Origin of the sequence: Enterococcus sp. AZ050 (assembly GCF_051715085.1) — a bacterium.
GTDB lineage: Bacteria > Bacillota > Bacilli > Lactobacillales > Enterococcaceae > Enterococcus > Enterococcus faecalis.
This window is the reverse complement of the sequence record NZ_JBIOTC010000001.1, coordinates 1876599-1892853: the sequence shown is the minus strand read 5'-3', so window position 1 is coordinate 1892853 and position 16255 is coordinate 1876599. Positions and strand designations below refer to the sequence as shown.

Here is a 16255-nt window from a genome sequence, read left to right as displayed (position 1 = left end):
AGTTGTTTCTTTTATTCTTTCGTAGATGTGGACGTTTCAGGAACAAACACGTTGAGTCCCCCAGCTTCCACCGTTACTTTAATCGGTAAATCATCGGTAGGATCGCCATCTGTTCGTGTTTGGACTTTCTTGTCTTTTTCGCCCCTAATTTTAAATTGACTCCCAGAGAAATACACGACACCAGGAATTTCATTTAATTGTCCTCTGATAATTTTAGGTAAATAATAGACAAACTTGTAAAAAACTAACTTAGGCAAAATGATAATGTGCACTTCGCCGTCATCTGGCGTGGCATTGGCATCGAAATTGGTAAAGCCGCCAGCAGAATTCGTCATGGTCATCGTTAATAATTGGGCTTTGCCATGCCAACGTCTTTCATCGCCATCAATTTTTAGTTTGTACTTTTTCTTTTTCATTAATAAGCGGAAAAATTGCTTTGTAAAGGCTAAAGGACCATATTTTTGTTTCTCCTGTTGGGTCACATTTGCTGCTGTGTCCGCTAATAGTCCAATCGTTAAGGTCGAAATCATCACATCTTGATTTACCATTCCAAAGTCAACTGGCGTGGTCTGTCCTGCCAAAATGGTCTCAAAGGCGTCTTCTTCTTTCAAAGGAATACTTAACACACGCGCAAAATTATTGACTGTTCCACCTGGAATAATCCCTATTTGATAGTCACGAATGGTGTCTTTAAAATTTTGAACGGCATGATGAATGGTCCCGTCACCACCAATGACGACCAAGACACCCACTTGATTTTCTTTGGCATTTTTCCGCATTTCTTCAGGATCAATGTCTGGATTGGAAGGTTGCAAAATAACCGCTTCCCCTTTCGCTTCTGCAGCTTTTTTAAAGCGTTCTGCAATCTCTTTACTTTCACTACTTCCTGAAGTTTCGTTGTATAAAACCATCATCTTTTTCATCATTCTATCCTCATATCTCTAACTAAATTTCTTGCACATGTAAAGTGTACAATATTTTAGCCAAAATACCTAAAGATAGCATCGAAAAACAAAGGCTGAGGCACAAGCGATTTGCTCCAAGAACTCAGTAAGTTCTGTTCAAAGGCTAAACTGCGATGAAGGCTTACCTGAGAATGTCAATAAGAAGGAGCTACTTTTGTTCAGTTGATTAGCTTAAGATGAAAAAACAGGCCATCCGTCGAAAGGACGGATGGCCTGTTTTTTTATAGCTTTTGCTTATTTCTTGCTCTTTTTATAGAAGAGCCAACTTGCCAAACTGACCAACAGGAGGCCGATAAAGACAAAGAAGTAATTGACTTGTGTGTTGGTTTTCGGTAAACCAAGCCAACCTGTCTCTCTAGCTGCTTGTTTCGTTGTTGGCTGATTTGGTTTTGTTTTTTTGGATACAGGTTGTTTCTCGTTAACAAACGTGCCCGCATCCACGAGTTCAGGTTTGTCTTTCGCTGTTGCCGCAATAGTGAATGCGACTGCTTGCTTAGACAGTTGGTAACCATCCGGTGCTTTTGTTTCCACAAAGGTATATTTTCCTGGTTGTAAGTGGTTCACTTGAACTAACCCTTGGTTGTCAGAACGTAATGAACGAGCGACAGTTTGCCCTGTCTCTGCATCTGTCACTTTAAATTCAGCACCTGCTAAGGCATTCTTTTGCTGATCAATTTTCACCAGCTTGGCAGCACCTTGGTAATTAATAAAAGGTGCTTTAAGTACCACAGTGGCTGGTTTGCCCTGGTTGTCTTTGGCAATCGTAAAGCTTGCGCTTGGCGTTTCATTAAGAAGATAGCCAGTTGGCGCTTGTGTCTCCACAAAACGATACGTTCCCGGTGCTAAATTTTTCGCAATGACTTTGCCTTGCTTGTCAGACATCAGATTAGTTTGTCCAGCCACGGTTTGCCCTGTTTCATCAATGACCTTAAACACCGCACCTGCCAATGCTTCACCTGTTTCGTTTTCTTTGGTTAATTGAGCAGTTCCTTGATAATTGATAAGATCGCCTAAAGCAATTGGCTGCTCTTTTCCTAATTGGGCGGTTACATCAAATGGATGTGGCGTTGTGTCTAACAGATAGCCTGTTGGTGCTTTCGTTTCCACTAAAACGTAATGCCCTTCATTTAGCCCTTTAGCGTAAATTTCGCCAGTCTTATCCGTTGTTATTTCAGAAACTTTTTCTCCTGCACGATTCAAGAATGTTATCGGTGAACCTTGGGGCTGATTCTGCTCATCGGCATTGTAAATTGCAAAAACTGCACCCGCTAAGGTTTGACCTTGCTCATTGACTTTACGTCCCGTTACTTCCGCTTGATAATTCACAAATTCTAACTCATCTAGTGGTTGTTTATCATTTGAATTCTTCTTCACTACAAAATAAATGGGTTGTTTATTGACGATATAGCCATCCGTTGCATCCAGTTCATCTAATTCATAGCTACCAGCGCCTAAATCCTCCATAGCCAATGAGCCATCTTTTTCAGCAGTTACTTCTCTTTCAAAGATTTTTTTCCCCGTTTTCGATTCGATACAATTTAAAAATTGTTCCTGGAAGTGGGTTCGCATTGGCATCAATTTTCTTAAAGACGGCGCGTCCTTTGAAATTGGCGAAGGCCCCTAATTGGAAGATCTCCGGATCGCCTTTGAAATCACCACGAATTTCTACTTTTACTAATTCAGGATAAATAATATAATCTGCGCCATCTGGTAATTTTGGTGCTTTGATTTCTTTGTAATAATAGGTACCTGGCGCCAAGTCTCTAAAGATAATTTTGCCATCTTTGCCACTCGTTGCTGTAATCCCTAATGATTGTTTATTGTGATCATATAATTCAAAAACAGCACCTGCTAATGGTTGGTCTGCGCTATTCGTTTTCACGATTTGGAAAGCCCCTTTGTAATTCACAAAGTTGTCACTAGCAACAACGACCGCTGGTTTACCAGCATTTTTCTCAGCAATTTCAAATGGGACTGGCGTGGTATTTAATAAATAGCCTGTTGGTGCTTTGGTTTCTACAAAGCGATATTTACCTGGGGCTAAGTGCTCTGCAATAATTTCCCCTTGATTATTTGTCGTCAAGCCTGTTTGAATCGTTTGTCCCTTCGCATCAAGCACTTTAAATGTCGCACCACTTAATAAGTGTCCATTCACATCTTTTTTGATTAATTTAGCTGCTCCTTGATAGTTAACAAAGTTAGCCGTTGCTATAACTGTTGCTGGTTTGCCCCGATCGCTTGCTGCAATCGTGAAAGCACTTGGTTCAGTGTTTAAAAGGTACCCTGCTGGCGCTTTAGTTTCCACAAATTGATATTTTCCTGGGGCTAAATCCGTCACTGTGACTTTTCCGTTTGCATCCGAAACTACGTGTTCTCGAACCGCTTGTCCTGTGGCATCAAGGACCGAAAATTCAGCATCTGCCAATGGATTCCCTGCTTGATCTTTTTTAATTAGCTCAGCAGAACCTTGGTAATTCAGCATTTTAACGTGAACGTCACGAATTTGCCCACTCATACTTTGTGTCACAATGAATCGTTTTGGCCTAGTATCTAAAAGATAGCCTGTCGGTGCTTCGATTTCTGTAAACTGATAAAGACCTGGTTTTAAACTATCCACCTCTAACTGGCCATTCGCGTTGGTTCGATCCGGCGCAAGGGGAACTTCTTCCCAATGAGTAAACGGCGTGGTTACGGCATGCTCTAATTTAAAGCGAGCATTGACTAACTTTTTACCCTTCTCATCCATTTTTTCTAAAAATACTTTATTGACATCGTTTTTAATAATGGTTGGTTGTGCTCCTTCGGCTGAAGTTTCTTCATCAATAGTAATGACTCGGCCTTTAGCTAATTCGTCCGAAACTGTATAGCCTTCTGGTGCTTTTGTCTCCACCAAAATGTATTGCCCTTGCGGCAACCCACCAAATGTGATAACCCCAGTGGCGTCTACTGTACCTTCACGTAGGACTTGTGTTTTAGCTTGGTCCCAAATTTGGAAATGGGCGCCTGCTAAAATAGTCGTCCCATCCATGGCTGTTTTCTTCAGCTGAATTTTGCCTTTGGTCCCTGTAGCATGCCCGCCACTGTGATCAATGTCAACGACCACATCGCCATTGTCATCCCCATGAACGACTTCTGAACCATTTCCAGTAATTGACACTTGGTTGGATACCGTGTCTGTACTCCCCGCTGCTGAAGAAGTCACTAAACTACGATATTCCATATAATAAGGTGCTTCAATATGGGCCATTTTAACGACAATTTTTTGTTGTCCTGTTTCATTATCGGTGGTAACTTCCAGTGTGTAATCTTTTCCTTCTTCTAAAATAACAGATTTATCTGGCGTAATCGTTCCGTCTTCTGTTACGTTGGTACCGTAAATCACCCATGATTCGGGATCTAGCACTTGGTTTGGTGAGGGTGTATCAGTAATAACCACATCGTCTAAAACCGATTGGGCGCCATTGATCATTACATGCCAGTACACATGATCTGGATCATCTTTGTGGTATTCGCCACCTTTTTTCACTGATTCGCCACCATGTTGAATAGAAACTTTTCCTGTCACATCACGTGAAGAACCTTGGTTTGTATAAGATGCGGTATTGTCATAACTAGCCGAACCTTCGATAACTTTTTCATCAACAGACGTCTTAAATTCAATCACATACGTACGACTATCATTAGGAAAATCAACACGCCAAGTATTTTGGTTTTTCTCGCTTGGTTCTTCCATTGTGATATCCGTCAACGGTTGCGTTGGTTTCACTTTTTCAACCGAACCATCTGGCTTCGTATTGCCTTCATAGACCTTCAAACTCCCAGCCAAATAGGTTTGATTGGCTAAAATTGGATCCGTTAAAAAGGCGTCGACTAAACGATTATTACTTAAATTAACCGCAAGCGTCCAAGTGATTTCTTTGGTGACGGCATTGTAAACACCGCTTTTTTGCGCATTTAAATCAAAAGCAGGTAAAGGTTTAAACGGTTTACTATCTTCTGAATGATGATTGTTTCCCGCTTCATCCGTCCAATCAATGGCAGCGGTATTTCGATAATGGTCCAACGCAGGATTGTTAGCATCTAACTCGGTAACATCGAAAAAGGTAGTATAGGTTATGTGGAAGGCATCACTTGTTTTGGCATACGCCCCTATAAAACTTACCTTAAAGCCTGTTTCACCATCTGCATTGCGAGTTATTTCTACCATGAAATCCTTACCTAACGTCAACTGAGCACCAGTGGTTGTATCTTTAACAACCAACGAATTGGGTACCATAGTTAAGCCAGGAACTGGTTCGTACGTATCCGTAATCACGGCATTTTCCATCAAATAATTATTTTGATTCACAGCTAACGTCCAACCAATCGTTGAATTTTGATAATCAACTGCGCCAGTGTTTTTAATAATATTTTGTTGACTGGCTGTGCCATCACCTTCTGAATGCTGACCAGTGCCGACATCCACACGATTATTCACGGCAACATCGCCTTCGACAATTCCATCAACTTTGGTTTTATAATCAATCTTGACTGCGCCATTCACATCATGTAAAAAGTCAATTGCAAAGGAACCGTCTCCGTTGATTACCACTTTGTAATCTTTTCCTTCCACAAGTTCTGCTCCAACGACTTCATTTCCTTTGTCATCAAACGTCACTGAATATAAATGTAAAGAATCTGGTTCAAAAGTTAAATTATCCCCCATTGTGTCTGTAATGACTGCTTGGTCTTTTGGAATAGTTTGTTCACCATAGTTGTAGTTAATTTCCCAAGTGAATTCTTGATTGGCTTCGTCGTAATCTATATTGCGCTTGTCTAGCATTTTGCCATAGGTTGCCGTCACAGTTGCTTCAGCATCTAACCCATTTGGATTATTATCACTTGTTAACGTCGCGTGATTTTTAAAAGGCACGTCGCCGCCGCCATCTGGAATAACCGCCTCGTCAATCGTCGTTTGGTACTCAAGACGATACGCTTTATTCGTGTCACCTTTAATCATCACATTGCCATTTGCATCATACGTATATTCATCTGGGCTAAGTTCGCGCCCCACTTCTTTAATTGTTCCATCAAGATTCATCACTAACTCATAGACTTTCACGGACTTAAAGGTATTCCCTGTTGGCCATGTTTCCGTCACAGTTGGATTTGTTTGATCTTTCATCGCTTGATTGATATCTACCGTCCAAGTAATCGCACTAGGATTGGGCGTTCGATCAAAATGGCCTTGTTTATCAATTTGTTGTTCGGTATCTGGGACAATTGGAATCACTACAGGCGGCAAATCTTCTTGTGTAGGAATATCAATCACCCAATCTCCTGGACCCCGCCCATCTGAATCATTCAAATGAGTATCTAAAGAAAAGTCCCCGTGAATGTCACTTTCAGACGTGATTCGCTCATTAAAGGTAAAACGAACCGTACCATCTTCACTAATTGTGTAGGTTCCATAGACATTGCCTTCTGCATCAACTAAATCACCTGAACCTGGTTTATTAGGTTTCAAATTGCCAGGTAATTGAAACTCGAAGTAATCGCCTGCTTTCATTTGTTCTCGTACATCTTCTGGAATCGACCAGTTAAAGTTCCAATGAATGGTCACATCTTCTTTATACGGCGGTGTTGCTGGTGTGCCATCAGGATTTAAATAAATCGGATCTTCAAAATTATCGATAATCGTTGTTTCATCACCTGTAAAATAGTCACTGATATCTGTTGGTCCTGCTACGCGCGGTTTGACAGTCGTAGACTCGGTTGTTTTACTTTCTATCGCTTTTGTCGTGCTGGCGACAGTTTCTTCGGACGAACGAGGAACAGAGGAGTTTATAGATGCTTCTTCTGTTGAACCTTCATTCGCTGATGCGGCTGGCGAACTCGTGATTGCCGTTGATTCTGTCGGATCAGTACCAGTATTTAACGTCAACGCTCGTTGCTGTTGTCCATAAGAAAACGTCACATCTTCTGTAGCTGTAGGGTTCAACGTTAAGACTAACGTATCTGCTAACGCTTGCTGATTCAATTCAATTTGAATCTGTTTCTTCTGGTCATCCACTTGAATCTTGCGCGTATTATTGGGCGCTGCCCAATGTGCAGCTTTGATTGACACATTGGCACTATAATGCACTACAACCTCTTGTGTTACTGGTTGTGCTTTTCCTTGAAGCGCTAAGGTCATTTCTTGCTGGCTGGTTTGCTTCGCTTCTCCTAACGTTAACTGACCATCGCTGTTAACATCTTCCGCCAAAGCCATGAGTGGTGTGCCATAATTTAGAACAAGTAACAAACACATCAACCCGTAGAGCCAACGGTTTACCATTGGACCATTCTTTCTCATTTCTTTCATCCTTCCTCTACTAACGACACATAGAAGAGAACGTTCACTTCGTACCAATTTTTTATTTTAAACCAAATAAGTGAGTGCTCTTCTGTTGTCTTTCTTCCTTGCTAAAACAGACAGCCAACACACCTTTTCTTTTTATCTCCTCAAAACGCACTCTTACTTCGAATGCGGATTCATTTTCTGCTTTTTCCTATAGACTCTTCTATAAGAATAAGAAGAGTATAACGAGATTTTTCAGCAAAAATTATCAACAACTTCTCCTCCAAATAGAAAAAGTTGATGAAATCCCAGAAACCCTTTTCATCTTTATGAAAACACTCCTTTAATCCTTTTTTATTTGTACTAGTCCTTCTTCCACTATACCGTTTTTTTAATTTTTTTTCATAAGAACTAACCAGACAAAAAAGCCTATTTGTATAAGCTATTTAAGCTAAAAAATCAATAGACTCAAATTATCATTTTTGTTATTTAAATGTTTTATATAAACCATTTGTTTTTCTTAATAATTTTTTGCTCTATCATTTTTTATCCGCATTTTCTTCTATTTAACACATTTAGTTCTTCTTGATTTTTAAGAATAGATACAGTAGCATAAGAACAACTAGTTCTTTCACTGGCAATTGTCAATGTCGCTTAGAAAAGAATGCTCTATCTGTATTATCTGAAAAATCAAACAAGCGTAACCAATAGAAAGGTGGTTATTATGCATAACTTATTAACCAAACAGGAAATTCAGTTGCTTTCCCTAATTGAATACTTGTATGACAGTAAAGAAAAAGTCCCCATGCAAGTACTCCGGCGAAAATATGAATTTTCCCATTACAATATCAATAATTTATTGAATCAATTAACTTTATTAATTTCTCGAGTCAATACACATGAAAATGTACATATTCGCATTATTAATAATCAACAGTCCATAGAATTAGTCGCCGATGAAAATATCCCGATTGAGTTAATGAAAGAAGCCGTAGTTCGCGGGTCATTAACTTATATGTTAGCCTTAGATTTACTTTTAAAACGCTATACTTCAGCCAAAGATTTTTGTGAAGAGCATTTCATTAACTTTTCTATTTTCAAACAAGTCAGTGACCGTTTAAACAATTATCTAGCTAGATTTAATTGTTATTTAAATTTAAAAAGGCGAGAAAAAATTTGTGGCAAAGAGAAAGATTTTCGTAGTTTCTTTTACTCCTTATTTTTCATTTCAGGAACTTCTCTCGTTCCTTTTTTATCTAAAACCAATCAAGCGCAATTGCAGAATTTTATTGAAATCATCAAAAACCGTTATCCTTACTTTACATATACCGATTTACGCAAATTAAAATTAATTATGTCCATAGGTTTACTCCGTTACCAATCTGATTTTACAATCAGCGATTATCCTGAAATTGCTACGATCAATTTAGCCTTTCCTTATTCAGAATTTCAATTATTAGTGAATGATTGTTTTATTAATGAACAAAAAGAACCCGACACATGGCGGGCTGAAATTCGTTTCTACTATGATTTTTTCAGCACATTAACGATGTATTCACTTGAACAAATAGAAACGGTCAACTTTGCCAACTTAGCGATTATGGGCATGGATGAAAGTCCCCATGTCACCTGGATTTTTGAAAAATGTACGCAATTACAGTTGGATTTAAGCGCAATAGAAGTAGTCTTTTTGTTGGTTAATTTATCCAATGCCAGTGAACGACTGATTCATTTCCCTGTGGAAGAGGAATTGAGCTATGAGGTTGCTAATGTCTCTTTGTATGAAAAACAATACCCAAACGTTTCACGAACAACCAACTATTTCTTAAAACGTTTGCCTTTTGACAAACAACATCCACTAGATGCGTTATTTAAAGAAACCATTTTTTTAATTATTCGGAGCGTTTTATTAAATAAACAAATTCCTGTTAAAATTTTACTTCATTCATCTATTAATCAGATACAAGAAAATTGGTTAGCGAAGGAAATCAATAATTATTGCGATGTTCCTTTGAAATTTGTTAATCATATTCAAGAAGTGCCTGACTTAGTCATTACTGACAAAAATAATCCGCTTTTTCACGCCAGTAAAACCTTTTATTGGCATCCCGTTCCTTATTTAGACGAATACCATAACTTAAAACAAGTCGTCCGCAAAATTTATTTTGCCAAATTACGTGGGGAAAACAGTTTGGAGGGAATCGGATGTTAACAGGATTACTTGATGTACCTTATCGTAAAAGTTTTGCTCTTTTAGAAGAATTACTCGAACGTCGTGAAGCAGAAGAGCAAACATTGGCGATTTCTACTTTAGCCACTCAATTAAAAATGCAACAAAATACCATTCTACAATCTGTAGCTTTGCTCCAAACAGAAATTGAAAAAAACGGCTGGGAGAACTTATTTTCTTTATCAGCAAATGCCAAAGAGATCACATTTTGGTTTGCACCCTATTTCCAACTGTCGTTTTTGATGCCCTACTTTGTCAAAAAAAGTTTCGCGTATCAAGTACTGACCTATGCCTTTAATCATAATGCAATTGATAGCAAACATTTTGAAAAAGTCCTAGAAATTTCTTCGTCAACCTTTACACGAAAAATTGGTCAATTAAACCAATGGCTCCAAAAATATCAGATTGAAATCAATTTAAAACGTACCAATGTGTTGGTGGGCAAAGAAAAAGATATCCGGATTTTCTTTATGATGCTTTTTTGGAACAATTATTCTGAAGGAGACTGGCCGTTGCACACGATCACTAAAAAAGAAGTCCATAGTCTCTTTCGACGTTTAAAACATTCTGTTTCCTTCAATACAACACAAGATTTTACAAAAGACTTGATTTTTTCTGCGGTGATTTTAGCGCGTTGGAAAGAGGGCTTTTTTATCAAAGAAACTTTCGTAGAGGAAGAAGCGATTGTTAATCCCTTTGTTAATCTGAGTGAATTTGAATTGTTTTTTAAAGAAGAAGCCTTACACCAAGTTCCAACAAAATTTATACAAAAAGAAGGGCTTTTTGCCTTTTTCTTATTAACGATTAGTGTCAGCTACGCCACACAAGATGTCTTGGAAATTCCAGCAGCACGGATGCATATGGTCCAGCTATTAGGCTCACCCATTAAAGAGATCATTTATCAACTGACGTCTTTTTATCAAATTAAATTGACATTTCACGAGTATCTTTATCTATATACTTCTATCCAAAATTTAAGTGTCTTTTTTAAGACCTTTGTCACGATTGCCAATCCATTTGTGCAAGAAAGCTTTTTAAAAGAAGCACTTCAAAAAAATCCGAGTCTCTACAAAGATGTGAAGCGACTTACAATTGAAATGCTTCCAACATTGATGGGCAATGAAAAATTGTTAGTTGACTGCTTGTTCATTCTTTTCTGTACACTGAAAACGAAATCTTTACCACCGATTCGTGTCTTAGTACGGACCAACCAAAGTAACTTAATTTTAGATACCCTTTATGAAAAGCTAAGTAAAGCCGTGGATAAAAAATTAATTTTTGTCGCTTCACCAGAAAAGCCTTTCGATGTAATTATTACAAATATCTTTTCAGAAATTAGTGTCAAATCAACGATTCCTACTTATTATGTTGATTTTTCCGCTAGCATTGGTGAACTAGCGCAGAGCTTAGAAAACTTAAATACACAAATTGTCACCAAACAAAGTCCACGCCACTTTTAAAAGTTTTCACGTGAAACATTTTAAGTGATAAAAATAAGCAAGAGGAGGTCGGGACAAAAGTGTTTAGCTCCGAGAAATAAGAAGGAATTTCCGAAAATTGTTCTTTAATTTTTGGAGAATTTCGGCTTATTTCCGAAGAAGTTGCTTCTGTTCCCGCCGTTTATCAGTTTTTGAGCATGGAGCAAAAATCCAAAGTGATTTTTGTCCCACGCTCTTCTTGCTTATTTTCTTTAAATTACAAAAAACGCCAAAAGGTAGCAGAAAAACTGCTACCTTTTGGCGTTTTTTCGAAAATTTTCAATGTTCCACTCTAGTGATACCGAAACGTGGAACGTTCATTTACTAACTACTCATTTTACATGACGTTGTTATTTTCTGTCACCAATTCTAGCTCTTGCAAGTAATGATCCAAAGTCGCGTGATGTTGATCGACATCGGCTAACTCTGTTTCAATTTTAGCTAAACGCGTGTTCATGCGTTGAATTTCCGTTAGTGTTTGTTGTAAAACGTTTAAAATCCGTTCATCGTTAGGCATTGAAATCACTCCTTGTCCATTTATAGTTCTGAGCCGTGTTCAATCTCTTCAATCGTTTCAAGAGACAAATCTTTGGCATCATTTTTAGCTTTGTGGAAGACCATATATAAAATAGTACAAACGATTGGGATACAGCCTGCTAAGAAGTACATTTGTTGGAATGACATAAAGTTACGTAATTCACCTAAAACGTACGGACCAACCCCTAATCCAAGGTCTAAACCAATGAAATAAGTCGATAAAGCAATCCCGATACGGTGAGGACTTGGGCTTTCTTGAAGACAAACCGCTTGGCCATTTGACATGAAAGTCCCATAACCTAAGCCAATTAACCCACCTGAAACTAATAACATCCAACCCGACGTAGTCATACTTAATAAGAACAGGCCTAGTGTTAAGAAAATGTAGCTCGGATACATGACGTAGCGTTCCCCTTTGACATCGAAAATCCGACCTGTCGATGGACGTGTTAAGGTAATCACGACCGCATAGACGATAAAGAAGAAAGTGCTGACGTCAACTAAATCGATTACTTTGACATAAGAAGATAAGAAAGACAAGACACTTGAATAAGCAAGACCCATTAAAAAGGCGATAAATGTAATAAATAAAACTTTCTTTTCAACAAAACTATCAAAATTCCATTTAGATAAAGCTTCACGATGTTCAGGTGTTAACTCAATATTTTTCACTGGGAAAATGAAGCAAGCAATGGTTGTTAACAAAATTAAAATAATTGAAAAGTTAATAATGACATGGAAGTTGGAAACATTTAACAATAACATCCCAATAAATGGCCCAATGCCGGCTGCTAAACTAGTACTCAACCCATAATAATTGATCCCTTCCCCTTTTTTGTTTTTAGGGATATAGGCGGTAACAATTGCGTTGGTCGCTGTCGAAACGGTTCCGTAACCAAACCCATTTAAAAAACGGACCAGATAAAGAATGCCCATACTTGGCATATACATATACGCAACAGTCGTTAAAAGATAAAACAAAGCCCCATAACGTAAGACTTGTTTGCGCCCAATCAGTTCAAGGAGTTTTCCCATGAAAAGTCGTGCAAGCAATGTCCCGATGATGTAAATTCCTGAGGCCAAACCCGCTTGACCTAAAGTAGCGTGTAAGCTATCTTGCGCAATCACCGCAATAATAACCATTAATAAATAATAAACAAGATAGACAATGAAATTAATCACTGTAATACTGATAAAGCCTTTATTCAAAAGCTTTGTTGGTGTTTGTTCTGTCATAATTCTTTGAATTCCTCTCTCTTTTGTTCTGTTTATTTTGTGTTGCTATTTTTCAATAAAAGACCGCTATCCCCTCACTTTGATGACTTATCAAAAAATTTTCTGAAATTCATTTGCAGTTATTACTATACGAGATATCCGTTACAAAAAAATGTAAATTTGTGAATGATAAACGTTATCTACAAATAACTTCAACAAATGTTGTTGATTTTTGTTGAAGAAAGAGTCCTCAACTATTCTCAAAATATCGAATGGTTGAGGACTCTTTCTTTTAATTAAAAATAAGTTCACATCTATTACAAACTGTCTATAGTTTGACTCTGTATGTCTAAGACATCGGTTACTTTTTGGCCAAATTGTCCTTGGATCGACTTTTCTAAGCCAGTATTTGCATTTTCTATTGAGCGTTTGGCTTGTGCTAAAGCATTTTTTTCCCTTCGCTTGCTTTTCTGTACTTTTTTACTCTGTTGTTGTAACAGCGATAAACCGAGAGACTGCGCTGTTACTTTTTGCAGATTCTTTTGGTATTCTTTCCATAATTTCTCCAATAACTCCATGAACATCCTCCTTCGTTAACTTTCCCGCTGTGCATTTAATTTTCTATACTTTATTTCTAACTCTTCCCTCTGACGGTAAAGTTTTCTCTTAGCATGACTTACTTCTTCTGAAAAGTCATATTCTAATCGGCCAAGCGCTTGTCTCGCTTGTTGTAGTGGTTGCTGATTTTCGGCAATCATTCGAATAGCAGACTGAATGTTATAATAGGTTTCTTCAGCGAGTTGTTGGCTTTTTCTCTGATAAGAAGCTAAGAGCATTTCTTGCTCATCTAACTCCCGCAATTGTCTGCGGCATCTTTCTAGCTCATCGGCTGTCGTCATGTTAAGGCTCCTTTCAGTTGGTTCGCTAATTCTTGATCTCTCTGAACCAATTCATTTATTTTAGCGGTAATTTGTTGGGTTAATTGAACAAATGAAGTTCTAATACGATTGATTTTGCTGAATTTTTGCTGGAAATATTCCAGATCTTGGTCAACCATCGTTTGTTTCGTACATTGGACTTGATCCATCGCCTCTCTCATTTTTGCATACGAAAGTTCTGGTGTATGTCGTTGAATGAGTTGCAATCCGTTTTCCCAATCTTCTTGTAATTCTTGCATCACTTTTTTGTAAATATGTAGGCACTCTTCCATCGCTACATCAAATTGTGATGCGGCGACTTTAACAACCGCTAAGGCTTGACTATCTTCTAAATAAATCCGTTCATTACTAGATAATCCGCCACCGCTCGCCGTTAAAGAAACACGTAATTCATTCAACTGATTAAATTGTTTCAGTTGTTCTTGAAGCCATTTGTTTTCTTTTTTTAAACGGTTGATTTCTGCCAATGTCTCAGGATTCGTGCCGTCGTAAGTCTCCAGCCCACGGATTCTATTTTTATTTTCTAAAATCTGCTGCGCCAGGATGGTTTGCTCGATTGCAACGCCACCATGCCCATCTGAATAGACAGCAATATCGCCAAATTTATCAATATAATTACCGGCATCATCAGTTTTAAACATATCCAAATCATGGCCGAACGTCTTTTTAACCCAACCGACAATTACGCCACTATAATTATCAACTCCAAAACTATAAAAAGGAATTTTCCCTTGTCCACCTGTTACAAAACTGCTGGTGACCGCATCTGAAGTATCATAGAAATTAATAATTTGACCTTTGTAGTTTTTAATTTGTTCGTCTGTCAATCCTGAACCAGCCGCACCATACGTGATGGCATTGTAGCCTTTCAAAACCGCAACATAAATTGCTTCGGCACCACCAAGAGAATGACCTGTCGTGTTAATTGTATAGCCAGCTTCAGGAGAATATTGGCGCTCAATCTGACTGGCATATGTTAAAGCAGCTTGGAACGCTCCAGCTTGGTGTTTGTCATTAAAGCCAATTTCTCGAAAATTGGTTTTCCAATCTTGCCATGATTTGGTACCAGCGTAGACAATGGTGAGATTTTGGTTGATTACGGATTGGGGATAGCCTTTGATGTCTTTCAAATCATCTTCGTCCCAAGATTTATATTCATCTTTAATTTCCGCTACCGTCATAGCTTGCATGCTGTTGCTTCTTGGTTCATGTTCGTATCCGAAGGTATCTTTATCGGTGTCAATGGTGTCGATTACAATGTGATTTGTTCCTTTTATTTTCTCATTGATTTGAACATTTTCCTTCTCTACTTCGTATACTTTGTTCGAAATTTTCCGGTAATTATCCATTACTTTATCCCTCCTTCATCATACACAATTGAGTCCTCTGGCATTTTCTTCTTTGTGGGCTTATCTTTTTTTTCAATGTAATAGGGACCTTTGCCTGTACCGTTTGTTATGCTATAAATGAACTTTTCAGTTTCTACTGATATCGTGTCTAAATCCACTTCTTCTTCATACACGTCGTTGATGGTAAAATAAACTTTTAATGTATTCATTGGTCCTACTATAAAACTAGTAAATTCTACTTTGTTGATATTAGAGTATTCTCTAATACTTTTCATTTTTTGTAGATATTCTTTTTCTGTTATTGAACCATTTCCTCGATTATATTTTTTCTTTATTTCTTCCGATTTTTCTTTATTTTTTGTATAAATCCGATAGTTATTATACAAATAGTTTGCTAAATCTGTTTGGATTTCGTGTAATTTTGCTTTTTCTTGTTCGTCCATATACCATTTTCCTCCAATTCCTATGATTAAAATAATGAGTAGTCCGATTAACCATTGCTTCCTATGTTTCACTGATTCACCTCCTTGTTCTTTATGTACGATAGTTATCCATTACTTTATCCCTTCTTCATAATACATAATTTTATTCTTTGGCACTGTTACAGAAGTTGGCTGTTCTTTTCTTTCCAAAACATAATTATTTATCGTGTTGCCTGTGTTAAAACTATAGCGAAATTTTCCTGTTTCTGCTGAGATAGTACCTAATATTGTATAATCTGGATAAACATCATTGATAATAAATTCGACATCCAAACTATTCATTGGCCCTACTGCAAAACTGGTAAATTCTACTTTTTTAATATCGGAGTATTTGGCAATTTCATCTAATTTATTTGAATACTCTCGATAACTCAATTCTCCATTTCCCTTATTATATTTCTTCTCTAATTGTGCTCTTTCTTGCTCATCAAATGTATAAATTCGATAGTTATTATACAAATAGTTCGCTAAATCTGTTTGGATTTCGTGTAGTTTTGCTTTTTCTTGTTCGTCCATGTACCATTTTCCTCCAATTCCTATGATTAAAATAATGAGTAATCCGATTAACCATTGCTTCCTATGTTTCACTGATTCACCTCCTTTTTGCCACGCAACGACTTTTTAATTAAATTTTAACAAAACCACCTATCAAAGGAAAGCTATATTTAATCCAATTTTAATAAACTGGATAATATTAAAGAATATAAAAAAAGAGTTTGGACAATCGCCCAAACTCTTCTGA

10 protein-coding genes and 1 pseudogene are annotated in these 16255 nt (G+C 37.6%); 2 read left to right on the top strand and 9 right to left on the bottom strand.

All coding sequences use genetic code 11. The features are described 5' to 3' along the window. Positions 1 to 11: 11 nt before the first annotated feature. Together IGJ04_RS09105 and fss1 are read right to left on the bottom strand one after the other, a co-directional pair. Positions 12 to 926, bottom strand: a complete 915-nt coding sequence (locus tag IGJ04_RS09105) for a diacylglycerol/lipid kinase family protein (protein WP_010707947.1) — start codon at positions 924 to 926, stop codon at positions 12 to 14. A gap of 273 nt (positions 927 to 1199) precedes the next feature. After that, positions 1200 to 7299, bottom strand: a pseudogene (gene fss1, locus IGJ04_RS09100) (fibrinogen-binding MSCRAMM adhesin Fss1). 709 nt (positions 7300 to 8008) lie between these two features. Here fss1 and IGJ04_RS09095 point away from each other — a divergent pair. Together IGJ04_RS09095 and IGJ04_RS09090 are read left to right on the top strand one after the other, a co-directional pair. Next, positions 8009 to 9496, top strand: a complete 1488-nt coding sequence (locus IGJ04_RS09095; RefSeq protein ID WP_010775476.1) for a helix-turn-helix domain-containing protein — start codon at positions 8009 to 8011, stop codon at positions 9494 to 9496. After that, positions 9490 to 10974 carry a helix-turn-helix domain-containing protein gene (locus IGJ04_RS09090; protein WP_002373754.1) on the top strand — a complete coding sequence of 495 codons (1485 nt, stop codon included), beginning with the start codon at positions 9490 to 9492 and terminating at the stop codon, positions 10972 to 10974. The genes IGJ04_RS09095 and IGJ04_RS09090 overlap by 7 nt, the downstream gene beginning before the upstream one ends. 355 nt (positions 10975 to 11329) lie before the next feature. Here IGJ04_RS09090 and IGJ04_RS09085 read toward each other — a convergent pair whose 3' ends face one another. The 7 genes from IGJ04_RS09085 to IGJ04_RS09055 form a co-directional block, all read right to left on the bottom strand. Further along, entirely contained in the window at positions 11330 to 11509 is a 180-nt protein-coding gene (locus IGJ04_RS09085; protein ID WP_002381345.1) for a hypothetical protein, read from the bottom strand. 20 nt (positions 11510 to 11529) lie between these two features. Then, positions 11530 to 12765 carry an MFS transporter gene (locus tag IGJ04_RS09080; RefSeq protein WP_002356101.1) on the bottom strand — a complete coding sequence of 412 codons (1236 nt, stop codon included), beginning with the start codon at positions 12763 to 12765 and terminating at the stop codon, positions 11530 to 11532. Between the two features lie 296 nt (positions 12766 to 13061). After that, positions 13062 to 13328 (bottom strand): hypothetical protein, encoded by a 267-nt coding sequence (locus tag IGJ04_RS09075; RefSeq protein ID WP_025189271.1) that lies wholly within the window; start codon positions 13326 to 13328, stop codon positions 13062 to 13064. A gap of 9 nt (positions 13329 to 13337) precedes the next feature. Next, a complete protein-coding gene (locus IGJ04_RS09070) occupies positions 13338 to 13643 on the bottom strand; it encodes a hypothetical protein (RefSeq protein WP_002356099.1) in 306 nt (101 codons plus the stop codon). Next, positions 13640 to 15031, bottom strand: coding sequence for a triacylglycerol lipase (locus IGJ04_RS09065; protein WP_438840136.1), 1392 nt, complete (start codon positions 15029 to 15031; stop codon positions 13640 to 13642). Before IGJ04_RS09065 ends, IGJ04_RS09070 begins: the two co-directional genes overlap by 4 nt. Next, positions 15031 to 15546 (bottom strand): hypothetical protein, encoded by a 516-nt coding sequence (locus tag IGJ04_RS09060; RefSeq protein ID WP_438840135.1) that lies wholly within the window; start codon positions 15544 to 15546, stop codon positions 15031 to 15033. Before IGJ04_RS09060 ends, IGJ04_RS09065 begins: the two co-directional genes overlap by 1 nt. Before the next feature lie 39 nt (positions 15547 to 15585). Then, a complete protein-coding gene (locus IGJ04_RS09055) occupies positions 15586 to 16101 on the bottom strand; it encodes a hypothetical protein (protein WP_438840134.1) in 516 nt (171 codons plus the stop codon). Between the last annotated feature and the right edge of the window lie 154 nt (positions 16102 to 16255).